This is a genomic window from Citrobacter sp. RHBSTW-00986 (genome assembly GCF_013783065.1).
Lineage (GTDB): Bacteria > Pseudomonadota > Gammaproteobacteria > Enterobacterales > Enterobacteriaceae > Citrobacter > Citrobacter braakii.
This window is the reverse complement of the sequence record NZ_CP056200.1, coordinates 3,919,347-3,941,492: the sequence shown is the minus strand read 5'-3', so window position 1 is coordinate 3,941,492 and position 22,146 is coordinate 3,919,347. Positions and strand designations below refer to the sequence as shown.

Sequence of the window (22,146 nt, the reverse complement as noted above, 5' to 3'; positions counted from 1 at the left end):
GCCTTACCCGGCCTACGTTATTTCTGGACGTTCTCTTTTACAATTTCGCAAACACCCGGCGCGCGGCGTCGATGGTGTTATTGATATCGTCTTCACTGTGCGCGACGGACATAAAGCCCGCTTCGAAGGCGGACGGCGCCAGGTAAATCCCTTCATCCAGCATCATGTGGAAGAAACGCTTGAAGCGTTCAACGTCGCATGCCATCACATCCTGATAGCAGGTCACGGTTTCTGCATCGGTGAAGAAAATCCCGAACATCCCGCCCACATGGTTAACCACCAGCGGAATATTCGTCTCTTCGGCGGCTTCCAGCAGACCTTCCGCCAGACGCGTCGTCAGTTCGTTCAGCGTTTCATGAATACCTGGCTGGGCCACTTCGTTCAGACAAGCAAAACCTGCTGCCATCGCAATCGGGTTACCTGAAAGCGTACCCGCCTGATAAACCGGACCGGTCGGCGCCAGCGCGTCCATCACATCACGGCGACCGCCGAATGCGCCAACGGGCATCCCGCCACCGATGATTTTGCCAAGGCAGGTCAGATCCGGAACGACGCCGTAATAATCCTGCGCACCGGCTAGCGCCACGCGGAAACCGGTCATGACTTCATCAATGATCAACAGTGCGCCAAACTCATCACACAGGGCACGCAGGCCCGGCAGGAATTCTGGCAGCGGCGGGATGCAGTTCATGTTGCCTGCGACCGGCTCAACGATAATGCAGGCGATCTCCTGCGGATACTGTTCAAATGCCGCACGAACTGAAGAGAGATCATTGTAGGTGCAGGTCAGGGTGTGTTTCGCGAAATCGGCTGGAACGCCCGGGGAGTTTGGCTGACCCAGCGTTAACGCGCCGGAACCAGCTTTAACCAGCAGGCAGTCGGCATGACCGTGATAGCAACCTTCAAATTTGATTATCTTATCGCGACCGGTGAAACCGCGCGCCAGACGGATTGCGCTCATCGTCGCTTCCGTACCGGAGTTCACCATACGCACCATATCCATGGTCGGCACAAGTTCAGTGACCAGCTCCGCCATTTTCACTTCCATCTCGGTCGGCGCGCCGAAGCTTAAACCGCGCTCTGCGGCTTCAATCACCGCATTGCGAATTGCCGGGTGGTTATGGCCCAGTACCATCGGTCCCCAGGAACCGACGTAATCGACATAGGCTTTACCATCGACATCGTACAGATACGCGCCGTCCGCTTTTTCGATAAACAGCGGAGTACCACCCACGCCAGTAAAGGCGCGAACGGGGGAGTTAACGCCGCCAGGGATAAGTTCGCGTGCTGCGCTGTAGAGATTTTCAGACTTACTCATGGATGGGGTCCTGGTTCGTAGAAAAAGTAAATGCCCGCTATTCTAGTTATTCAGAGAAGGTTATGAAAGTTTTACGCAATTGAAACAATGTGATTTGCAGGGGATTTTCGTGAAATGTGCGAGTAGAATGCCGATTCCGTATTTGTATTACCAATTAATGATCATCTGATGAAGACTGACTCTCCCTCTTTTGAAGCACAACAAATTGTGCGTTTACGCCGCAGGGATCAAATCCGTCGACTCCTGGAACGCGACAAAACGCCGTTGGCGATCCTGTTGATGGCCGCCGTTGTCGGTACCGTGACGGGGCTTGTTGGCGTGGCATTTGAGAAAGCGGTGACCTGGGTGCAAAATCAGCGCATTGGCGCCCTGGCCCAGGTTGCGGACCATGCCATTCTGCTGTGGCCGCTGGCGTTTATTCTCTCTGCATTGCTGGCGATGGTCGGCTATTTTCTGGTTCGTAAATTTGCGCCGGAAGCGGGAGGCTCGGGGATCCCTGAGATTGAAGGCGCGCTGGAAGAGCTACGACCTGTGCGCTGGTGGCGCGTTCTGCCGGTGAAATTTATTGGCGGCATGGGCACGCTGGGAGCCGGTATGGTGCTCGGGCGAGAAGGGCCGACAGTACAGATAGGCGGGAACATTGGGCGCATGGTGCTGGATATTTTCCGCATGCGTAGCGCCGAAGCGCGACATACCCTGCTGGCCACCGGTGCGGCTGCGGGTTTGTCGGCGGCGTTTAATGCGCCTCTGGCGGGGATCCTGTTCATTATTGAAGAGATGCGCCCGCAGTTTCGCTATAACCTCGTCTCGATCAAAGCCGTGTTTACCGGCGTTATTATGTCGAGCATCGTGTTTCGTGTGTTCAACGGTGAAGCACCGATTATTGAAGTCGGGAAGCTGTCTGATGCACCGGTAAATACGCTGTGGCTGTATCTTGTGCTGGGGCTTATTTTTGGCTGTGTCGGGCCGTTGTTCAACACCATGGTGTTGCGTACCCAGGATATGTTCCAGCGCTTCCACGGCGGTGAAATTAAAAAATGGGTGCTGATGGGCGGCGCGATTGGTGGCCTGTGCGGGATCCTGGGATTAATTAAACCGGAAGCGGCAGGCGGCGGGTTTAACCTGATTCCTATCGCCGCGGCGGGTAATTTTAGCGTCGATTTACTGCTGTTTATATTTATTACCCGGGTGATCACCACGCTGCTGTGCTTCTCGTCCGGCGCGCCCGGTGGGATTTTTGCCCCGATGCTGGCGCTGGGTACGTTACTTGGCACCGCGTTTGGTATGGCCGCGGCGGCCTCTTTTCCACAGTATCATCTGGAGGCCGGAACCTTTGCCATTGCCGGAATGGGGGCTTTGCTGGCGGCTTCGGTACGTGCACCGCTAACCGGTATTGTACTGGTGCTGGAGATGACCGATAACTATCAGCTCATTTTGCCAATGATTATTACCTGTCTTGGCGCAACACTATTAGCCCAATTTATGGGTGGAAAGCCGCTATACTCGACTATCCTTGCCCGCACGCTGGCAAAACAGGAAGCGGAGCAAGCGGCAAAAAGCCAGAGTACCGCCGCTGGCGAGAATACTTGAACGAAATACCAGGGTATTAGATAATGGCCTTAACCATTGGGTTATAATTTGCCCAATTGCCAATGTCGTTTGGAGCAAAATATGAGTGATGACGTAGCGCTGCCACTGCAATTTACTGAAGCAGCAGCCAATAAAGTAAAAAGCCTGATCGCTGACGAAGATAACCCGAATCTGAAATTACGCGTGTATATCACCGGCGGTGGTTGCAGCGGTTTCCAGTACGGTTTCACCTTTGATGATCAGGTGAACGATGGTGATATGACCATTGAGAAACAAGGTGTGGGTCTGGTGGTTGATCCGATGAGTCTGCAATATCTGGTGGGCGGCGCGGTTGACTATACCGAAGGTCTGGAAGGTTCCCGCTTCGTTGTGACTAACCCCAATGCGAAAAGCACCTGCGGGTGTGGTTCTTCTTTCAGCATCTGATTGCTGCCTGTAATACCGATGGTCTGATGGTGTAGGCCCGGTAAGCGTAGCGCCACCGGGCAATGTGCCGGTTGGCGGCGTAAACGCCTTATCCGGCCTACATGTTCTGCATCATCACATCAACGCCCGTTATCATCCAGAGCAAACGTCGGCAATTTCAAATGCCAGCGAATGGCGGCAAGCCTAATCAGCAGGGTGACGATCATCCCCATCATACTGGCGTTTTCCAGCGATACATTAAAGGTATAAAATGCCGTCGCATGCACGATCCCGCCGATAATACATGCCGTGGCGTAGATTTCGGTGCGCAGAATCATCGGGACTTCACGAGCTAACACATCGCGAATGATCCCGCCGCCGACACCGGTAATCACCCCCATACAGATCGCCACCAGGGGGCCCGTCCCTGCGAGAAATGCTTTATTGACGCCAATCCCCACGAACACAGCCAGGCCAACGGCATCCAGCACCGGAAGGATCCACTTCGGTAAACGTCGTGGCTGACGTACCAGCAGGATTGTCAGCATGCTGGTGATCATTGCCACCACCAGATCGGTGGGATCCTTAACCCAAAATACCGGCCCATGATCCAGCGCCATATCGCGGATCGTTCCGCCGCCAACGGCGGTAACCACCCCGAGGACCAGGACGCCAAACGGGTCCATTCGCAATTTTCCGGCCAGTAAGACGCCAGAGATAGCAAATACCGCGGTGCCGACAATATCCAGCCAATAGACGAGCATTTTTAAATCCTCACAACAGACCTGGTGGGGGCAGGCGCTAATTTATCTGTGAAAGCGCATTACAGAGTTGTTTTGCGGCGAGGATAATACGCGGGCTCGCGCGTTCGAACCAGTCACTATTAAGTGTAATAATGGGTATTTTTAGCTGGTTTCCCCAGTATTGTTCAATTTTCAGAGTTTCGCCTGGCCCTCCGGTTGCAACAATAGCCTGGGGCGCTCGTGCCAGGACCTGCTCACGGCTAACCTGCGGCCAGGGGACCCGACTGCCGGCAAAGATGTTTTCTCCACCGCATACCTCAAGAACTTCGTGCTGAATGGAGCCTTTTCCACTGGTAAACAGAGGATTTGCGCCAAACTGGAGAAACACGCGTTTTTTCGGTTTGTTGGCATACCGAGATTTTAGTAAAGCATAGTCATCAAGCATGGTTTGCGCCGCCTGTTTAGCCTGCTCAGGCTTTGGGCTCCACGCTGCCAGCTGGCGGAGCGCATCGGCGACCTGCTCGATGGTAACGGCGTCCACCCAGATGACCTTAATTCCCAGGGCGGTCAGCTGATTCACCTGCCGCTCAGCATTTCCCCCGCGCCAGGCGACGACTAAATCCGGTTTAAGCGCCACAATGCGTTCAAGGTTCATACCTTGCCAGGTGGAAACCTCCTCGATATTTTTGGCCGCTGGCGGGTAGTTTGAGTAGCTACTGACGCCTACGGGTGTAATGCCGGCGGCAAAGGCGAGTTCGGTATTGGCAGGAGAAAGCGTCACAACACGCGGTGCGGCGTACAGGAACGCCGGAAGAGTGAATAGCAGGGCGACCAGCGCCCTGGAGAGTAATTTAGCCATGCGCCAGTTTCTGTACCAGCGTTTCAACCATCAGACTTGACTGTTTCGCGGCAACAACCAGGAACTCGTCAAAGCTGAGATGGGACTGCTGATCGGCGACGTCAGAGATGGCGCGAACCACGACAAACGGCACATTGAAGTTATGGCAAACGTGCGCAATCGCGGTCGCTTCCATCTCAACGGCAATGGCCTGCGGGAAGTTATGCTTAATTTTAGCCAGACCCACGGAGCCATTAATGAAGGCATCGCCGCTGACGATTAGTCCGCGAACGGCGTTCAGATTGAGTTGCGCAATACAGGATTCTGCTGCAGCAATCAGCGCAGGATCGGCTTTAAAACCAGCCGGGCAGCCCGGTAACTGACCAAATTCATAGCCAAAGGCGGTAACGTCGGCATCGTGATAGCGCGCTTCGTCAGAAACCACAATATCGCCGACTTTCAGCGTAGAGGCCAGGCCGCCCGCGGAACCGGTGTTAATGATGGCATCCGGCTTGCAGCGTTCAAGCAGCAGCGTAGCGCCCAGCGCCGCCGCCACTTTACCGATACCTGATTTCAGTAGCGCAACCTCTGTACCGTTCAGTTGGCCGGTGTAAATTTCACAACCGCCGAGAGAGAGGGTCTGACGGTTTTCGATTTTGTCACGCAGCAGCGTAACTTCTTCTTCCATTGCACCAATGATGCCGATTTTCATAGATTTACTCGCGATAAGCCAGATTTGAGGGCATAGTCTATCATGCGCTTAAGGGGTAGCGCATTTCTCAGGCGGGAGAGGATATGGTACAGATCGATTTCCGAAAAAAAATAAACTGGCATCGTCGTTACCGTTCGCCGCAGGGCGTGAAGACGGAGCATGAGATCCTGCGTATTTTCGAAAGCGATCGTGGACGTATTATCAATTCTCCGGCTATTCGCCGACTGCAACAAAAAACCCAGGTTTTTCCGCTGGAGCGTAACGCGGCGGTGCGCACGCGCCTGACGCACTCGATGGAAGTTCAGCAAGTTGGGCGCTATATCGCTAAAGAGATCCTCAGCCGACTGAAAGAACTAAAACTGCTGGAGCAGTATGGTCTGGATGAACTGACGGGACCGTTTGAGAGTATTGTCGAAATGTCGTGCCTGATGCATGACATTGGCAATCCGCCGTTTGGTCATTTTGGTGAAGCGGCGATTAATGACTGGTTCCGCCAGCGGCTGTATCCCGCCGACGCGGAAAGTCAGCCCCTCAGCGATGACCGCTGCCTGGTGGCGGCGTTACGTTTGCGCGAAGGCGAAGAGTCGCTGAATGATATTCGCCGTAAGGTGCGCCAGGACCTGTGCCATTTTGAAGGTAATGCCCAAGGGATTCGTCTGGTGCATACTTTGATGCGTATGAATCTTACTTGGGCTCAGGTTGGCGGTATTTTAAAATATACCCGTCCGGCGTGGTGGCGTGGAAGTACGCCTACGACGCATAACTATTTGATGAAGAAACCGGGCTATTACCTTTCTGAAGAACCGTATATTGAACGGTTACGTAAAGAATTATCATTAGCGCCCTACAGTCGCTTTCCATTAACCTGGATAATGGAAGCTGCCGATGATATCTCTTATTGCGTGGCCGACCTGGAAGATGCCGTTGAGAAAAGAATCTTTAGCGTCGAGCAACTTTATCACCATCTGCATGAGGCGTGGGGGCATCACGAAAAAGGTTCCCTGTTTAGTCAGGTTGTTGAGAATGCCTGGGAGAAATCACGTTCAAATACATTAAGCCGGAGCACGGAAGATCAGTTCTTTATGTATTTACGCGTCAATACGCTGAATAAACTGGTGCCGTATGCAGCCCAGCGGTTTATTGATAATTTACCGCAGGTTTTTGACGGCAGCTTTAATCACGCGCTGTTAGAAGATGCCAGTAGCTTTAGTCAGTTGCTGGGGGTCTATAAAAATGTGGCGGTAAAACACGTATTTAGTCATCCGGACGTTGAGCAGTTGGAATTGCAGGGGTATCGGGTGATCAGCGGGTTGCTGGAGATCTATCAGCCTTTATTAAAAATGTCCCAGTCAGATTTTACTGAGCTGGTCGACAATGAAAGAGTTAAACGTTTTCCTATCGAATCACGATTATTTCAGAAGTTGTCTACTCGCCATCGTCTTGCTTATGTCGAGGCGGTTAGTAAAATATCAACGGGTTGCGCTGAGTTTTCGGTAATGGAATATTATTATCGCTGCCGGCTGATTCAGGATTATATCAGCGGGATGACCGATCTGTATGCCTGGGATGAATATCGTCGCTTGATGGCCGTAGAACAATAAATACTCATTTGTAAAGACGGCCAATAAAATTTTACTTTTTCCTTAAACTCAATTCTGGAACTTAGCGCTATAAAACGACTCTGACGTATACAGCAATTTTGCGTTACCTGTTAATCGAGAACGAAACACATGAAAAAAACCACATTAGCAATGAGTGCACTGGCTCTGAGTTTAGGTTTGGCGTTGTCCCCCCTGTCTGCCACAGCGGCTGAGACGTCGTCTTCAGCAATGACCGCCCAACAGATGCCAAGCCTGGCCCCGATGCTCGAAAAAGTGATGCCATCGGTGGTAAGCATTAACGTCGAGGGGAGCACGACGGTAAATACGCCGCGTATGCCGCGTAATTTCCAGCAGTTCTTCGGTGATAATTCACCATTCTGCCAGGACGGTTCACCGTTCCAGAGTTCACCGTTCTGCCAGGGCGGCGCGCCGGGCGCTGACAACGGCGGCGGCCAGCAGCAGAAATTTATGGCCCTGGGTTCCGGCGTAATTATTGATGCCGCGAAAGGGTATGTCGTGACCAACAACCACGTGGTGGATAACGCCACGGTGATTAAGGTTCAGTTGAGCGATGGCCGTAAATTTGATGCGAAGATTGTGGGTAAAGATCCGCGCTCCGATATCGCGCTGATCCAAATTCAGGATCCAAAAAACCTGACGGCGATTAAGCTGGCAGATTCCGACGCGCTGCGTGTGGGTGATTACACCGTAGCAATTGGTAACCCGTTTGGCCTCGGTGAGACCGTGACCTCCGGTATTGTTTCTGCGCTGGGCCGTAGCGGCCTGAACGCGGAAAACTACGAAAACTTTATTCAGACGGATGCCGCGATCAACCGGGGTAACTCCGGTGGCGCACTGGTTAACCTGAACGGTGAGCTGATCGGTATTAACACCGCGATCCTTGCGCCGGACGGCGGTAACATCGGTATCGGCTTTGCAATCCCGAGCAACATGGTGAAAAACCTGACGTCACAGATGGTTGAGTTTGGTCAGGTTAAACGCGGTGAGCTGGGTATTATGGGTACCGAGCTGAGCTCTGAGCTGGCGAAAGCGATGAAAGTTGATGCTCAGCGTGGCGCATTTGTCAGCCAGGTGATGCCGAACTCTTCCGCAGCGAAAGCAGGTATTAAAGCCGGGGATGTGATTACCTCCCTGAACGGTAAACCGATCAGCAGCTTCGCCGCCCTGCGTGCGCAGGTGGGTACGATGCCGGTAGGCAGCAAAATTAACCTTGGCCTGTTGCGTGACGGTAAGCCGGTCACTGTGAATCTGGAACTGCAGCAGAGCAGCCAGACTCAGGTTGATTCCAGCTCTATCTTCAAAGGCATTGAAGGGGCTGATATGAGCAACAAAGGCCAGGACAAAGGGGTCGTGGTCAGCGAGGTGAAAGCGAATTCTCCGGCTGCACGGATTGGCCTGAAGAAAGGGGATGTGATTATCGGTGCGAACCAGCAGCCGGTGAAAAATATCGCCGAACTGCGTAAAATCCTCGACAGCAAACCGGCTGTACTGGCGCTGAACATTCAGCGTGGTGACAGCTCCATCTATCTGTTGATGCAGTAATCTCACTAAACCCCTTCCTGCACAGGAAGGGGTTTCTTTTTGTGATACTTCCCACAACTCCATACTTCTCCCTCTCGCTTTGTGCAGTTGCACAATGCCGCCGCTTATTATCTTCCCTATGCTTGAGCTCTGCTCACAGGAGGGGTTTATGGCTGGCTGGCATCTTGATACCAAAATGGCGCAGGATATCGTAGCGCGAACCATGCGCATCATTGATACCAATATCAACGTAATGGATGCCCGCGGGCGGATCATTGGCAGCGGCGATCGCGAACGAATTGGTGAATTGCACGAAGGCGCGCTGCTGGTGCTTTCACAAGGTCGGGTGGTCGATATTGACGATGCGGTAGCCCGGCATTTACACGGCGTGCGTCAGGGGATAAACCTGCCGCTGCGTCTGGAAGGCGAAATCGTTGGCGTTATCGGTCTTACTGGCGAGCCGGAACATCTGCGCAAGTATGGCGAACTGGTGTGCATGACCGCCGAAATGATGCTGGAACAGTCGCGTCTGATGCATCTGTTAGCGCAGGATAGCCGTCTGCGTGAAGAGCTGGTGATGAACCTGATTCAGGCTGAAGAGAATACCCCGGCGCTGATGGAATGGGCACAGCGATTGGGCATTGATTTGAACCAGCCGCGCGTGGTGGCGGTAGTGGAGGTCGACAGCGGTCAGCTTGGCGTTGATAGTGCGATGGCGGAGCTACAGCAATTGCAGAACGCGTTGACTACACCCGAACGTAATAATCTGATTGCGATTGTTTCTCTGACCGAGATGGTGGTGCTGAAACCAGCGCTCAATCAGTTTGGCCGCTGGGACGCTGAAGATCATCGCAAGCGCGTTGAGCAACTGATTGCCCGCATGAAAGAGAATGGACAACTGCGTTTTCGCGTGTCGCTGGGCAACTATTTTACCGGGCCCGGCAGCATTGCCCGTTCGTATCGTACGGCGCGCACCACCATGATGGTCGGCAAGCAGCGGATGCCGGAAAGCCGGAGCTATTTCTATCAGGACTTGATGCTGCCGGTGCTGCTGGACAGCCTGCGCGGCGGCTGGCAGGCCAATGAGCTGGCGCGCCCGCTGGTAAGGCTGAAAGCGATGGATAACAACGGTTTGCTGCGTCGAACATTATCGGCATGGTTTCGACATAACGTTCAGCCGCTGGCGACCTCAAAAGCATTGTTTATTCACCGTAATACGCTGGAGTATCGCCTGAACCGTATTTCAGAGCTGACCGGGCTGGATCTGGGGAATTTTGACGATCGACTGCTGCTGTATGTGGCGTTGCAGCTGGATGAGCAGCATTGATTAATTGCCTGATAAGCGTAGCGCTATCAGGCAACAATCTACTTATTTGCGCGTCAGTTTTTCCAGATCGGCTTCAATCTCGCTGATCTTGTTGGTCACGACGCTTTCCAGGTGACGTAAATCATCGAGGATCTTGCGTTTAAGATCGACTTCGCTGCGATCTCGCTGGCAGATCTGATCCAGTTCGTCGATCACGTAGCGCAGGTTGGGACTGATCTCCTGCACTTCTTTGTAACCCTGGCCGACGCCATCGGCGACAACCGTTTTACGCTGACGGGGATATTTGAACTTCACGCTCTTGGCAAAAAACTCGCCTTTATCCTTCTGGAAATAGATTTTCAGGATATCGTTGTTGGCTTCTTGCCGCAGGCTGTAACGATCGATCTCTTCAGGATTAGTAATGCCCAGACTTTTCAGATTGTCATACATAGCGGTACCCTTAAGCTCACTATAACCATTGAATAATTAACGAAAAGCCTTGTTTATGCCACTCGCAGATGTAAAAAAAGCGGGCTAAGCCCGCTTTTTCAAATCGCTGTTAGTCGATGGTGCGTAACAGTTCGTTGATTCCCACTTTGCCACGCGTTTTGGCATCGACTTTCTTCACAATCACCGCACAGTACAGGCTGTATTTGCCATCTTTCGACGGCAGGTTGCCGGAGACGACCACGGAGCCCGCTGGAACGCGGCCGTAATGCACTTCGCCGGTTTCGCGATCGTAAATACGGGTGCTCTGGCCGATATACACACCCATCGAGATGACGGAGCCTTCTTCGACGATCACGCCTTCAACCACTTCAGAGCGCGCGCCGATGAAGCAGTTGTCTTCGATGATGGTCGGGTTAGCCTGCAACGGTTCCAGTACGCCACCAATACCAACGCCACCGGACAGGTGTACGTTCTTACCGATTTGCGCACAGGAACCCACGGTCGCCCAGGTATCAACCATCGTACCTTCATCAACATAAGCGCCGATGTTCACGTAAGACGGCATCAGCACGGTGTTACGGGCGATAAACGCGCCCTGACGCACTGCCGCAGGCGGAACCACGCGGAAACCTTCTTTCTGGAAGCGCGCTTCGTCGTAGTTGGCGAATTTCATCGGCACTTTATCGAAGTAACGGCTTTCCGCACCCTCGATAACCTGATTATCGTTAATACGGAAAGAGAGCAGGACCGCCTTTTTCAGCCACTGATGCGTGACCCACTGACCCTCAATCTTTTCTGCGACGCGCAGTGCACCGGAATCCAGTAAAGAAATAACCTGATTCACCGCTTCGCGGGTTACGGTATCTACATTTGCCGGAGTAATGTCGGCACGGCGCTCGAAAGCGGACTCAATAACGTTCTGTAACTGCTGCATTGTTAAACTCTTTCCATAATAAATAAAAACATTACCCTTTATCGTTTGGATTGAGGGCCTCTGTCAACCGTTGATGCACTTCCTGCTGCAGCTCATTATTAAGGGCGCGCCGGTCGGCGGTGGCGATTATGAATAAATCTTCTACTCGCTCGCCAATAGTTGTAATTCGGGCGCCATGCAGCGAAATTCCCAGATCGGCAAAAATCTGCCCGACCCGTGCCAGCAGTCCTGGCTGGTCGAGAGCGATAAGCTCAAGAAATGATTTTCGGTCGGTATGGGTCGGCAGAAAAGTGACCTCGGTATCGACGGTAAAGTGACGTAATTTTGCCGGCTGGCGACGCGGTTGCGGCGGCTGCCAGCTACGCTGGGTGATCGCCTGTTCAAGCCCAAAACGGATCGCTTCGTGTCGGTCTGACGACAGCGGGCTACCGTCTGGTTCCAGCACAATGAACGTATCCATCGCCATCCCATCGCGGGTGGTGAAAATCTGCGCATCGTGGACGCTAAGGTTGCGCCTGTCCAGTTCGGCGCAGACGGCAGCAAACAGGTAAGGGCGGTCAGGGCTCCAGATGAAAATTTCCGTCCCGCCTCGCGTGGCCTGCGGGCTGAGCAGGATCAGCGGCTTGCTGAGATCGTGTTGCAGCAGATGACGTGCATGCCAGGCCAGCTGATTTGGGCTGTGACGTACAAAATAGTTGGCGCGACAGCGCGACCAGATATGGTGTAGCGCTTCTTCATCAATGTTGTCCATGCGCAGTAGCGCCAGCGCCTGAAGCTGATGATGGCGTACGCGCTCACGCATATCCGGCGTGTTTTGCATTCCGCGGCGTAACTGTTTTTCCGTCGCGAAGTACAGCTCGCGCAGCAGGCTTTGCTTCCAGCTATTCCACAGCGTTTCGTTGGTGGCGCAAATATCTGCGACGGTCAGGCACACCAAAAAGCGCAGGCGATGTTCCGTTTGCACCTCTTCGGCGAATTGCTTAATGACTTCGGGATCCTGAATATCGCGGCGCTGAGCGGTAACCGACATCAGCAAATGCTGGCGCACCAGCCACACGATCAGTTGCGTTTCGCGGGAGTTCAGACCGTGCAGTTCGGCGAATTTGAGCACATCCTGGGCGCCGAGAACCGAGTGATCGCCGCCGCGACCTTTGGCGATATCGTGGAACAGCGCGGCAATCAGAATCAGCTCCGGCTGTCGCAGACGCGGCCACAGATCCACGCACAGCGGATGGCGCTGACGGGTCTCTTCGTTAGCAAAACTTTCCAGCTTGAGCATTACGCGAATAGTGTGTTCATCCACCGTATAGGCATGAAACAGGTCAAACTGCATTTGGCCGACAATATGCGACCATTGCGGCATATAGGCCCACAACACGCTGTGGCGATGCATAGGCAGCAGGCCGCGACTTACCGCGCCCGGATGGCGCAACATACTGAGAAACAGCGAACGCGCCTCCGGGATGTAGCACAGCGGCTGCGTTAAATGACGGCGGGCATGACGTAAATGGCGCAGCGTAGTGGAGTAAATTCCGCTGATCGCGCTATTACGCACCATGATGTAAAACATCCGCAATATCGCTTCGGGTTTGCGAATAAACAGGTCGTCGTCGCGCAGATCAATCAACGTGCCGCGCAGTTGAAAGTCGTCATCAATCGGACGTGGTTTTTCATCGGCGGGCAGGGCGAGGATCGCCTCGTCGAACAGTTGCAACAGCATGTGGTTCAGTTCGCTGACCCGTCGTGTGACGCGGAAATAGTCTTTCATCATCCGCTCGATAGGCTCATTGCCTTCACCGCCGTAGTTCAGGCGTTGCGCCACGCTGAGCTGACGATCAAACAGCAGACGGTTGTCGTAACGACTAACGACCAGATGCAGGGCAAAGCGAATGCGCCACAGGATATGCAAACATTCATTCAGCTCGGCACGTTCTGCCTGCGTCAAAAAGCCGAAACCGACCATTTCATCCAGTGAGGTGGCGCCAAAATGGCGGCGGGCCACCCATTGCAGGGTATGAATATCGCGCAGGCCGCCGGGGCTACTTTTGATATCCGGCTCCAGGTTGTAGCTGGTGCCGTGATAGCGCTGGTGGCGCTGATTCTGCTCTTCAACTTTGGCTGCGTAAAACTTATCGGATGGCCAGAAACCTTCGCTAAAAATATGCTTTTGTAGCTCAAGAAACAGCGCCACATCACCAATCAGCAGGCGTGTTTCAATCAGGTTGGTGGCGACGGTTAAATCTGACAATCCTTCCAGCAGACACTCTTCCAGCGTGCGCACGCTGTGCCCAACCTCGAGCCTCACGTCCCATAGCAGCGTTAACAGTTCGCCAACTTTTTCGGCCTGCGCGTCTGGTAGCTTTTTACGACTCAGGATCAGCAGGTCAATATCGGAAAGCGGATGCAGTTCGCCGCGCCCGTAACCGCCAACGGCAACCAGCGCCAGGTCGGCAATTTGACCGAAACCGGCTTCAATCCACAGACGTTGCAGTAACTGGTCAATAAACTCGGTGCGGGCCTCAATCAGCTGTTCTGCGGAAATCCCGCTGTCAAACGCGTCACCTAACCAGTGCTGGAAAGTGTCGATATGCGCTTTAATGCCGGGGCAATTGAGATCGTGCTGCGGCCAGGTTCCGGGGTTCTGCGGTTGGCCTGGCAGGGTGGGGAGGGCAGTATTTGCGTGTTGTTCAGGAAGAGTATTCATTATGCGCCACCCATTAAAAAAGCCGGATGACGGCGTGAACGCCTTACCCGGCCTACGAAGTAGTACAATTTGTAGGCCTGATAAGATGCGGGTGCATCGCCATCAGGCAAAACATTATTCGTCGTGTGTGATGATCGCCGGGATGGTGTCATCCTTGCGTGATGTCAGAATTTCACAGCCTTTTTCCGTCACCACAATAGTATGCTCGTACTGAGCAGACAAGCTCCGATCTTTAGTTTTCACCGTCCATCCGTCTTTCATGGTGCGGATGCGGTAATCACCGGCATTCAGCATGGGCTCTACGGTGAAGGTCATGCCCGGCTGCAGTACCACACCGCCGTCGTCTGCATCGTAGTGCAGAACCTGCGGCTCTTCATGGAAGCCGCGACCGATGCCGTGACCGCAATATTCACGAACCACAGAGAAGCCTTCGCCTTCCGCGTATTTTTGAATCGCAGCGCCCAGCGTGCGCAGGCGAATACCTGGTTTTACCATCCGCAGCGCCAGATACAGGCTTTCCTGCGTGACGCGGCACAAACGCTCGCCCAGAATGGTTGGTTTGCCGACGATGAACATTTTCGAGGTATCACCGTGGAACTCGTCTTTAATCACGGTTACGTCGATGTTGACGATATCGCCGTCTTTCAGGAGCTTGGCGTCGTCCGGGATCCCATGGCACACCACTTCATTAATAGAGATGCACACGGACTTCGGATAACCGTGATAGCCCAGGCAGGCGGAAATGGCCTGCTGCTCATTCACGATGTAGTCATTACAGATGCGATCCAGTTCGCCGGTGCTGACGCCTGGCTTAACAAACGGTTCGATCATTTCCAGTACATCGGCGGCCAGACGGCCAGCGACGCGCATTTTTTCGATTTCTTCAGGGGTCTTGATTGAGATAGCCATGAATTCTGTCCATCAGTGCCGATGATATCGGCAATAATTGTTTAAGTGGTGCCAATGGTATCAGTCCGGCATACATGCTGCCAAATTGAGAATCATTCTGAACTTCGCCTTTCGTGCCACAGGTGTGTTGGCTGTATTTGCTCACTCCAACCGCTTACTGCATGTAAGCGCCCGGAGATGCAAAAATTGGCTGCCTCCCTGTAACACGAAATTCATCGTTCATTCAGCACGCACCGCCAACAATTATTGGTGTCGGTAGCGTATTTGTGGTATAAAGCGCGCCGGACTTCCGATCCATTTGAAGACTACACACGATGGACGGGAGCGACAAATCTCACTTTGTGTAACAACACACACGTATCGGCACATATTCCGGGGTGCCCTTTGGGGTCGGTAATATGGGATGCGTGGAGGCTTAACCCCAACTTTTATATATAGAGGTTTTAATCATGGCAACTGTTTCCATGCGCGACATGCTCAAGGCTGGTGTTCACTTCGGTCACCAGACCCGTTACTGGAACCCGAAAATGAAGCCGTTCATCTTCGGTGCGCGTAACAAAGTTCACATCATCAACCTTGAGAAAACTGTACCGATGTTCAACGAAGCTCTGGCTGAACTGAACAAGATCTCTGCTCGTAAAGGTAAAATCCTTTTCGTTGGTACTAAACGCGCTGCAAGCGAAGCGGTGAAAGAAGCTGCTAACAACTGCGACCAGTTCTTCGTGAACCATCGCTGGTTGGGCGGCATGCTGACTAACTGGAAAACCGTTCGTCAGTCCATCAAACGTCTGAAAGATCTGGAAACTCAGTCTCAGGACGGTACTTTCGAAAAGCTGACCAAGAAAGAAGCGCTGATGCGTACTCGTGAGCTTGAGAAACTGGAAAACAGCCTGGGCGGTATCAAAGACATGGGCGGTCTGCCGGACGCTCTGTTCGTAATCGATGCTGACCACGAGCACATTGCTATCAAAGAAGCAAACAACCTGGGTATCCCAGTATTTGCTATCGTTGATACCAACTCTGATCCGGACGGTGTTGACTTCGTTATCCCGGGTAACGACGACGCAATCCGTGCTGTGACCCTGTACCTGGGCGCTGTAGCTACTACCGTTCGTGAAGGCCGTTCTCAGGATCTGGCTTCCCAGGCGGAAGAAAGCTTCGTAGAAGCTGAATAATAAGGCACGCTCGTTCGAGCCCCCTTATAAACCAGGTAGTATCACGTTTGGTTAGGGGCCCTTTAGGCCCCTTTTTCACTTTTAAATCTGTGCGGTTTCATGCCGGGCAGATCAAATCTTCCGAGGATTTTAGAATGGCTGAAATTACCGCATCCCTGGTAAAAGAGCTGCGTGAGCGTACTGGCGCAGGCATGATGGATTGCAAAAAAGCACTGACTGAAGCTAATGGCGACATCGAGCTGGCAATCGAAAACATGCGTAAGTCCGGCGCAATCAAAGCGGCGAAAAAAGCAGGCAACGTTGCTGCTGACGGCGTAATCAAAACCAAAATCGACGGCAACATCGCTTTCATTCTGGAAGTTAACTGCCAGACTGACTTCGTTGCTAAAGATGCTGGTTTCCAGGCATTTGCTGACAAAGTACTGGACGCTGCCGTTGCTGGCAAAATCACTGACGTTGAAGTTCTGAAAGCGCAGTTCGAAGAAGAACGTGTTGCTCTGGTTGCTAAAATCGGTGAGAACATCAACATCCGTCGCGTTGCTTCCCTGGAAGGCGAAGTTCTGGGTAACTACCAGCACGGTGCTCGTATCGGTGTTCTGGTTGCTGCAACTGGCGCTGACGAAGAGCTGGTTAAACAGCTGGCAATGCACGTTGCTGCAAGCAAGCCAGAATTCGTTAAGCCGGAAGACGTTTCTGCTGAAGTGGTAGAGAAAGAATACCAGGTTCAACTGGACATCGCGATGCAGTCTGGTAAGCCGAAAGAAATCGCAGAGAAAATGGTTGAAGGCCGTATGAAGAAATTCACCGGCGAAGTTTCTCTGACTGGTCAGCCTTTCGTTATGGATCCGAGCAAATCTGTTGGTCAGCTGCTGAAAGAGCACAACGCTGATGTAACAGGCTTCATCCGCTTTGAAGTGGGTGAAGGCATCGAGAAAGTTGAGACTGACTTTGCAGCAGAAGTTGCTGCGATGTCCAAGCAGTCTTAATTTTTAAAGGAGCCGCCTGAGGGCGGCTTCTTTTTGTGTCTGGCTTGTAAATTCAGCGAACCGCTATAGTGGTCATGCTGAAAAGCGACATACAATGTCGCCGGAATTAATTCATCTCATTCGTTGACAGTCTCAGGAAAGAAACATGGCTACCAATGCAAAACCCGTCTACAAACGTATTCTGCTTAAGTTAAGTGGCGAAGCTCTGCAAGGTTCAGAAGGCTTCGGTATTGATGCAAGCATCCTTGACCGTATGGCTCAGGAAATCAAAGAGCTGGTTGAGCTGGGTATCCAGGTTGGCGTAGTGATTGGTGGTGGTAACCTGTTCCGTGGCGCTGGTCTGGCGAAAGCAGGGATGAACCGCGTTGTGGGCGACCACATGGGCATGTTAGCCACCGTCATGAACGGTCTGGCGATGCGCGATGCGCTTCACCGCGCCTATGTGAACGCTCGCTTGATGTCCGCAATTCCTCTGAATGGCGTGTGTGATAACTACAGCTGGGCGGAAGCAATCAGCCTGCTGCGTAACAACCGCGTTGTTATTTTGTCTGCGGGTACTGGCAATCCGTTCTTCACTACCGACTCTGCGGCTTGCCTGCGTGGTATTGAAATTGAAGCGGATGTGGTACTGAAAGCCACCAAAGTCGATGGCGTATTTACGGCTGACCCGGCTAAAGATCCAACGGCGACTATGTACGAACAGTTGACCTATGCTGAAGTACTGGATAAAGAGCTGAAAGTGATGGATCTTGCGGCGTTTACGCTGGCTCGTGACCACAAATTACCGATTCGTGTCTTTAACATGAACAAACCGGGTGCACTGCGCCGTGTTGTTATGGGTGAAAAAGAAGGCACGTTAATCACGGAATAATTCCCGTTGCGGCTAAATGCAGGTAATATTCCGCTTTAATGTCGCGGGATACGTCCCTCAAAATTAATCAAGACTATACTTGTCACATCTTGCGTGGTGGGTATGGTCTGACTGAAACAAGCTTTCAAGGATTCGTAACGTGATCAACGATATCAGAAAAGATGCTGAAGTACGCATGGACAAATGCGTCGAAGCGTTCAAAAACCAAATCAGCAAAATTCGCACGGGCCGTGCTTCTCCTAGCCTGCTGGATGGTATTGTCGTGGAATATTACGGCACACCGACCCCGCTGCGCCAGCTGGCAAGCGTAACGGTTGAAGATTCCCGTACCCTGAAAATCAACGTGTTCGACCGTTCTATGGGGCCAGCCGTTGAGAAAGCAATTATGGCTTCCGACCTCGGTCTGAATCCAAGCTCTGCGGGTTCCGACATCCGCGTTCCGCTGCCGCCGCTGACTGAAGAACGTCGTAAAGATCTGACCAAGATCGTGCGTGGCGAAGCTGAAGGCGCGCGCGTTGCCGTACGTAACGTACGCCGCGATGCCAACGACAAAGTGAAAGCGTTGTTGAAAGAAAAAGAGATCAGCGAAGATGACGATCGCCGTTCTCAGGACGACGTACAGAAACTGACTGACGCAGCTATCAAGAAAGTTGATGCGGCGCTGGCAGAGAAAGAAACGGAACTGATGCAGTTCTGATTCGCCTGTACGCTAAAAACGCCGCTTAGAAGGCCTGAGAAGGCTGGATGGCGGCGTTTTGCTTTTTTCTGTCTATATACTCTAAATAATTCGAGTTGCAGGAAGGCGGCGACGCAGGGCATCCCCGGGAGCGTACACCCGTGCGTGACAGGGGTGTACGAGGAGAGCCAACGTACATGCAACTTGAAGTATGACGAGTAAAATTCTTCTGGATGTCTGATGAAGCAATTAACCATCCTGGGATCAACCGGTTCCATTGGTTGTAGTACGCTGGATGTAGTACGCCATAACCCGGAAAAATTTCGCGTTGCTGCGTTGGTGGCGGGTAAAAATGTCGTCCGTATGGTTGAGCAATGTCTGGAATTTTCTCCTCGCTATGCGGTAATGGACGATGAAAAAAGCGCTGCGTTGGTAAAAGCAGCTTTGCTGGAGCAGGGTAGTCGTACTGAGGTTATGAGCGGGCAGCAGGCTGCCTGTGATATGGCTGCGCTGGATGATGTTGATCAGGTTATGGCGGCGATTGTCGGCGCGGCGGGCTTGCTACCGACGCTGGCGGCAATCCGCGCGGGCAAAAGCATTTTGCTGGCGAATAAAGAGTCTCTGGTGACCTGCGGGCGTCTGTTTATGGACGACGTGCAACGCCACAAAGCACAGCTTTTGCCGGTAGATAGCGAACATAACGCGATTTTTCAGAGTTTACCGCAACCTATCCAACACAATCTGGGATACGCTGACCTTGAGCAAAATGGCGTCATTTCAGTTTTGCTTACCGGGTCTGGTGGCCCTTTCCGTGAAACGCCATTGCGCGATCTGGTTTCTATGACCCCCGATCAGGCATGTCGTCATCCGAATTGGTCGATGGGACGAAAAATCTCTGTCGATTCAGCCACCATGATGAATAAAGGTCTGGAATACATTGAAGCGCGTTGGTTATTTAATGCCAATGCAAGCCAGATGGAAGTGCTGATTCACCCGCAGTCGGTTATTCATTCGATGGTGCGTTATCAGGATGGTAGCGTTCTGGCGCAGTTGGGGGAACCTGATATGCGTACACCTATTGCTCATACGATGGCATGGCCAGAACGAGTGACGTCCGGCGTTAAGCCTGTCGACTTTTGCAAGCTCAGTGCGTTGACGTTTTCCGCACCTGATTACCAGCGTTATCCATGCCTGAAACTGGCGATGGACGCGTTTGAGCAAGGGCAGGCGGCGACGACCGCTTTGAACGCAGCGAATGAAATTACCGTTGCCGCATTCCTGGCGCAGCAGATCCGATTTACCGATATTGCTGACCTGAATTTATCCGTACTGGATAAGATGGATTTGCAGGAGCCACAGAGCGTTGATGACGTGCTGAAGGTTGATGCTATCGCGCGGGAAGTCGCCAGAAAAGAAGTGATGCGACGCTCGAGCTGATGATAATCCCTCCACGGAGAATCGCGCTATTTGTTAGCGTTGGGCTTCAGTGATATAGTCTGCGCCACTCGATCGCGGGTATTTGTTTTTTTTCGGTCGGGTAACCCGTGGTTTGACACGGCTTTTTTGTGGATGCACAAAATCATTCAGGTTGCATCAAGGTGGCAAGTGGATGAGTCCGCTGGAACATACAAAGAGTATGTGACTGGGGCGAAGATCACAGCCAACGAAGGAGCAGCCTGAAGGATGAAGCGCAAAAGGCTTCAGTATTCCTGAGTACCGTATAATCCTTTCAGGGACTAAAAACGCGTTATGTTGTCTGCAACTAAACCATTAAGCGAAAATTTGCCAGCACATGGTTGTCGCCATGTAGCAATTATCATGGATGGCAATGGCCGCTGGGCGAAAAAGCAAGGGAAGATTCGCGCCTTTGGACATAAGGCCGGAGCAAAGTCCGTCCGCCGGGCTGTCTCTTTTGCTGCCAATAACGGTATTGATGCGTTAACGCTGTATGCCTTTAGCAGTGAGAACTGGAACCGACCTGCGCAGGAAGTGAGCGCGTTAATGGAGCTGTTTGTGTGGGCGCTTGATAGCGAAGTGAAAAACCTGCATCGCCATAACGTACGTCTGCGTATTATCGGGGATATCAGTCGATTTAACTCACGTTTGCAAGAACGGATTCGCAAATCAGAAGCGATTACCGCCCAGAATACCGGGTTGACGCTAAATATTGCAGCGAATTACGGTGGACGGTGGGATATAGTCCAGGGAGTCAGACAACTGGCACAACAGGTGCAGGATGGTCTGCTGCGTCCAGAGCAAATCGATGAAGAGATGCTGGGGCAGCAAATTTGTATGCATGAACTGGCTCCTGTGGATTTAGTGATAAGGACTGGGGGAGAGCATCGAATTAGTAATTTTCTGTTGTGGCAAATTGCCTATACCGAACTTTACTTTACAGATGTTCTCTGGCCCGATTTCGATGAACAAGACTTTGAAGGTGCGCTGCATGCCTTTGCTAATCGTGAGCGTCGTTTCGGCGGCACCGAGCCCGGTGATGAAAAAGCCTGATGGGGGTCGCTTTTGCTGAAGTATCGCCTGATTTCTGCTTTTGTTTTAATACCCGTTGTCATCGCGGCGCTGTTTTTGCTGCCGCCGGTGGGGTTCGCCATTGTTACGCTGGCCGTCTGTATGCTGGCCGCCTGGGAATGGGGACAGTTAAGCGGTTTTACCACGCGTACGCAGCGAGTCTGGCTGGCTGTTTTGTGCGGGCTATTGCTGGCACTGATGCTATTTTTGTTGCCGGAATACCATCGCAATATTCATCAGCCGCTGGTTGAAGTATCGCTGTGGGCGTCGCTGGGCTGGTGGGTCGTGGCGCTGTTACTGGTGCTGTTTTATCCCGGCTCTGCGTCGGTCTGGCGTAATTCCAAAACATTACGCATAATTTTCGGCGTGTTAACCATAGTCCCTTTCTTTTGGGGAATGCTGGCGCTACGTGCATGGCACTATGATGAGAATCATTATAGTGGCGCGCTATGGCTGCTGTATGTCATGATCCTCGTCTGGGGAGCGGACTCGGGTGCCTATATGTTTGGTAAGCTGTTTGGCAAACATAAGCTGGCGCCGAAGGTTTCTCCTGGTAAAACCTGGCAGGGTTTTATTGGCGGACTCGCTACTGCTGCCGTGATCTCATGGGGTTATGGCATGTGGGCGAATCTTGAGGTTGCGCCTGTCACCTTGCTTATTTGCTCTATCGTTGCAGCCCTGGCCTCCGTGCTGGGTGACCTGACCGAGAGTATGTTTAAGCGTGAAGCAGGTATTAAGGACAGTGGTCACTTAATACCAGGACACGGCGGTATTTTGGATCGTATTGATAGCCTGACGGCTGCGGTACCGGTCTTTGCCTGCCTGTTGTTACTGGTATTCAGGACGCTCTAACGGATGGT

The 22,146-nt window shown here is 52.6% G+C and carries 20 protein-coding genes and 1 pseudogene; 13 read left to right on the top strand and 8 right to left on the bottom strand.

The features are described 5' to 3' along the window. Positions 1-37 precede the first annotated feature (37 nt). Positions 38-1,318, bottom strand: a complete 1,281-nt coding sequence (gene hemL / locus HV345_RS19165; protein ID WP_016155721.1) for a glutamate-1-semialdehyde 2,1-aminomutase — start codon at positions 1,316-1,318, stop codon at positions 38-40. Between the two features lie 168 nt (positions 1,319-1,486). On the opposite strand from hemL, the gene clcA reads away from it, so the two are divergent. The 3 genes and pseudogenes from clcA (at position 1,487) to erpA (ending at position 3,334) form a co-directional block, all read left to right on the top strand. Further along, on the top strand, positions 1,487-2,908 hold the full coding sequence (clcA, locus tag HV345_RS19160) for a H(+)/Cl(-) exchange transporter ClcA (RefSeq protein WP_181635932.1): 1,422 nt from the start codon (positions 1,487-1,489) through the stop codon (positions 2,906-2,908). Between the two features lie 23 nt (positions 2,909-2,931). Continuing rightward, positions 2,932-2,997 (top strand): annotated as a pseudogene (gene yadW, locus HV345_RS26255) (small protein YadW). After that, positions 2,990-3,334: an iron-sulfur cluster insertion protein ErpA gene (gene erpA / locus HV345_RS19155; RefSeq protein WP_003018581.1), complete on the top strand. Its 345-nt coding sequence runs from the start codon at positions 2,990-2,992 to the stop codon at positions 3,332-3,334. The pseudogene yadW and the gene erpA overlap by 8 nt, the downstream one beginning before the upstream one ends. Positions 3,335-3,453: 119 nt before the next feature. On the opposite strand, the gene HV345_RS19150 is transcribed toward erpA, so the two are convergent. From HV345_RS19150 to mtnN, 3 genes are read right to left on the bottom strand one after another with little or no spacing between them, the layout of a single operon-like run. Continuing rightward, positions 3,454-4,077 carry a TRIC cation channel family protein gene (locus tag HV345_RS19150; protein WP_006686772.1) on the bottom strand — a complete coding sequence of 208 codons (624 nt, stop codon included), beginning with the start codon at positions 4,075-4,077 and terminating at the stop codon, positions 3,454-3,456. Positions 4,078-4,114: 37 nt separating this feature from the next. Continuing rightward, positions 4,115-4,915: a vitamin B12 ABC transporter substrate-binding protein BtuF gene (gene btuF, locus HV345_RS19145; protein WP_016155723.1), complete on the bottom strand. Its 801-nt coding sequence runs from the start codon at positions 4,913-4,915 to the stop codon at positions 4,115-4,117. After that, positions 4,908-5,606, bottom strand: a complete 699-nt coding sequence (gene mtnN, locus HV345_RS19140) for a 5'-methylthioadenosine/S-adenosylhomocysteine nucleosidase (RefSeq protein ID WP_016151752.1) — start codon at positions 5,604-5,606, stop codon at positions 4,908-4,910. Before mtnN ends, btuF begins: the two co-directional genes overlap by 8 nt. Positions 5,607-5,689: 83 nt before the next feature. Between mtnN and dgt the strand changes: the two genes are divergently transcribed. The 3 genes from dgt (at position 5,690) to cdaR (ending at position 10,076) form a co-directional block, all read left to right on the top strand. Beyond that, positions 5,690-7,207 (top strand): dGTPase, encoded by a 1,518-nt coding sequence (dgt, locus tag HV345_RS19135; RefSeq protein ID WP_046275348.1) that lies wholly within the window; start codon positions 5,690-5,692, stop codon positions 7,205-7,207. Positions 7,208-7,336: 129 nt separating this feature from the next. Then, positions 7,337-8,770: a serine endoprotease DegP gene (degP, locus tag HV345_RS19130; protein ID WP_016151754.1), complete on the top strand. Its 1,434-nt coding sequence runs from the start codon at positions 7,337-7,339 to the stop codon at positions 8,768-8,770. A gap of 148 nt (positions 8,771-8,918) precedes the next feature. After that, on the top strand, positions 8,919-10,076 hold the full coding sequence (gene cdaR / locus HV345_RS19125) for a DNA-binding transcriptional regulator CdaR (RefSeq protein WP_016151755.1): 1,158 nt from the start codon (positions 8,919-8,921) through the stop codon (positions 10,074-10,076). A gap of 42 nt (positions 10,077-10,118) precedes the next feature. Here cdaR and HV345_RS19120 read toward each other — a convergent pair whose 3' ends face one another. The 4 genes from HV345_RS19120 to map form a co-directional block, all read right to left on the bottom strand. Beyond that, complete coding sequence (locus HV345_RS19120) at positions 10,119-10,505, bottom strand: DUF3461 family protein (protein WP_003018562.1); 387 nt, start codon at positions 10,503-10,505, stop codon at positions 10,119-10,121. A 109-nt stretch (positions 10,506-10,614) separates the two neighbouring features. Next, positions 10,615-11,439, bottom strand: a complete 825-nt coding sequence (dapD, locus tag HV345_RS19115; RefSeq protein WP_003829186.1) for a 2,3,4,5-tetrahydropyridine-2,6-dicarboxylate N-succinyltransferase — start codon at positions 11,437-11,439, stop codon at positions 10,615-10,617. 31 nt (positions 11,440-11,470) lie between these two features. Continuing rightward, a complete protein-coding gene (gene glnD, locus HV345_RS19110) occupies positions 11,471-14,143 on the bottom strand; it encodes a bifunctional uridylyltransferase/uridylyl-removing protein GlnD (RefSeq protein ID WP_016151756.1) in 2,673 nt (890 codons plus the stop codon). Positions 14,144-14,257: 114 nt separating this feature from the next. Continuing rightward, positions 14,258-15,052 carry a type I methionyl aminopeptidase gene (gene map / locus HV345_RS19105; RefSeq protein ID WP_181635931.1) on the bottom strand — a complete coding sequence of 265 codons (795 nt, stop codon included), beginning with the start codon at positions 15,050-15,052 and terminating at the stop codon, positions 14,258-14,260. Positions 15,053-15,501: 449 nt separating this feature from the next. Here map and rpsB point away from each other — a divergent pair, with 449 nt between their 5' ends. The 7 genes from rpsB (at position 15,502) to cdsA (ending at position 22,138) form a co-directional block, all read left to right on the top strand. Next, on the top strand, positions 15,502-16,227 hold the full coding sequence (gene rpsB, locus HV345_RS19100; RefSeq protein WP_016151758.1) for a 30S ribosomal protein S2: 726 nt from the start codon (positions 15,502-15,504) through the stop codon (positions 16,225-16,227). A gap of 134 nt (positions 16,228-16,361) precedes the next feature. Continuing rightward, a complete protein-coding gene (tsf, locus tag HV345_RS19095; RefSeq protein WP_016151759.1) occupies positions 16,362-17,213 on the top strand; it encodes a translation elongation factor Ts in 852 nt (283 codons plus the stop codon). Positions 17,214-17,358: 145 nt separating this feature from the next. Next, the gene (pyrH, locus tag HV345_RS19090; protein WP_005132114.1) at positions 17,359-18,084 is read left to right on the top strand and encodes a UMP kinase; all 726 of its coding nucleotides are present in this window, start codon (positions 17,359-17,361) and stop codon (positions 18,082-18,084) included. A 139-nt stretch (positions 18,085-18,223) separates the two neighbouring features. Further along, a complete protein-coding gene (gene frr / locus HV345_RS19085; RefSeq protein WP_016151760.1) occupies positions 18,224-18,781 on the top strand; it encodes a ribosome recycling factor in 558 nt (185 codons plus the stop codon). Positions 18,782-19,000: 219 nt separating this feature from the next. Continuing rightward, positions 19,001-20,197 (top strand): 1-deoxy-D-xylulose-5-phosphate reductoisomerase, encoded by a 1,197-nt coding sequence (ispC, locus tag HV345_RS19080; protein ID WP_046275346.1) that lies wholly within the window; start codon positions 19,001-19,003, stop codon positions 20,195-20,197. A 312-nt stretch (positions 20,198-20,509) separates the two neighbouring features. Continuing rightward, positions 20,510-21,268, top strand: a complete 759-nt coding sequence (gene ispU / locus HV345_RS19075; RefSeq protein ID WP_181635930.1) for a (2E,6E)-farnesyl-diphosphate-specific ditrans,polycis-undecaprenyl-diphosphate synthase — start codon at positions 20,510-20,512, stop codon at positions 21,266-21,268. A 12-nt stretch (positions 21,269-21,280) separates the two neighbouring features. Further along, a complete protein-coding gene (gene cdsA / locus HV345_RS19070; RefSeq protein ID WP_016151762.1) occupies positions 21,281-22,138 on the top strand; it encodes a phosphatidate cytidylyltransferase in 858 nt (285 codons plus the stop codon). Positions 22,139-22,146 lie beyond the last annotated feature (8 nt).

Bases quoted from the DNA above. Each gene is read 5' to 3' on its own strand.
- hemL (WP_016155721.1), bottom strand. From the start codon at position 1,318: ATGAGTAAGTCTGAAAATCTCTACAGCGCAGCACGCGAACTTATCCCT.
- clcA (WP_181635932.1), top strand. From the start codon at position 1,487: ATGAAGACTGACTCTCCCTCTTTTGAAGCACAACAAATTGTGCGTTTA.
- erpA (WP_003018581.1), top strand. From the start codon at position 2,990: ATGAGTGATGACGTAGCGCTGCCACTGCAATTTACTGAAGCAGCAGCC.
- HV345_RS19150 (WP_006686772.1), bottom strand. From the start codon at position 4,077: ATGCTCGTCTATTGGCTGGATATTGTCGGCACCGCGGTATTTGCTATC.
- btuF (WP_016155723.1), bottom strand. From the start codon at position 4,915: ATGGCTAAATTACTCTCCAGGGCGCTGGTCGCCCTGCTATTCACTCTT.
- mtnN (WP_016151752.1), bottom strand. From the start codon at position 5,606: ATGAAAATCGGCATCATTGGTGCAATGGAAGAAGAAGTTACGCTGCTG.
- dgt (WP_046275348.1), top strand. From the start codon at position 5,690: ATGGTACAGATCGATTTCCGAAAAAAAATAAACTGGCATCGTCGTTAC.
- degP (WP_016151754.1), top strand. From the start codon at position 7,337: ATGAAAAAAACCACATTAGCAATGAGTGCACTGGCTCTGAGTTTAGGT.
- cdaR (WP_016151755.1), top strand. From the start codon at position 8,919: ATGGCTGGCTGGCATCTTGATACCAAAATGGCGCAGGATATCGTAGCG.
- HV345_RS19120 (WP_003018562.1), bottom strand. From the start codon at position 10,505: ATGTATGACAATCTGAAAAGTCTGGGCATTACTAATCCTGAAGAGATC.
- dapD (WP_003829186.1), bottom strand. From the start codon at position 11,439: ATGCAGCAGTTACAGAACGTTATTGAGTCCGCTTTCGAGCGCCGTGCC.
- glnD (WP_016151756.1), bottom strand. From the start codon at position 14,143: ATGAATACTCTTCCTGAACAACACGCAAATACTGCCCTCCCCACCCTG.
- map (WP_181635931.1), bottom strand. From the start codon at position 15,052: ATGGCTATCTCAATCAAGACCCCTGAAGAAATCGAAAAAATGCGCGTC.
- rpsB (WP_016151758.1), top strand. From the start codon at position 15,502: ATGGCAACTGTTTCCATGCGCGACATGCTCAAGGCTGGTGTTCACTTC.
- tsf (WP_016151759.1), top strand. From the start codon at position 16,362: ATGGCTGAAATTACCGCATCCCTGGTAAAAGAGCTGCGTGAGCGTACT.
- pyrH (WP_005132114.1), top strand. From the start codon at position 17,359: ATGGCTACCAATGCAAAACCCGTCTACAAACGTATTCTGCTTAAGTTA.
- ispC (WP_046275346.1), top strand. From the start codon at position 19,001: ATGAAGCAATTAACCATCCTGGGATCAACCGGTTCCATTGGTTGTAGT.
- ispU (WP_181635930.1), top strand. From the start codon at position 20,510: ATGTTGTCTGCAACTAAACCATTAAGCGAAAATTTGCCAGCACATGGT.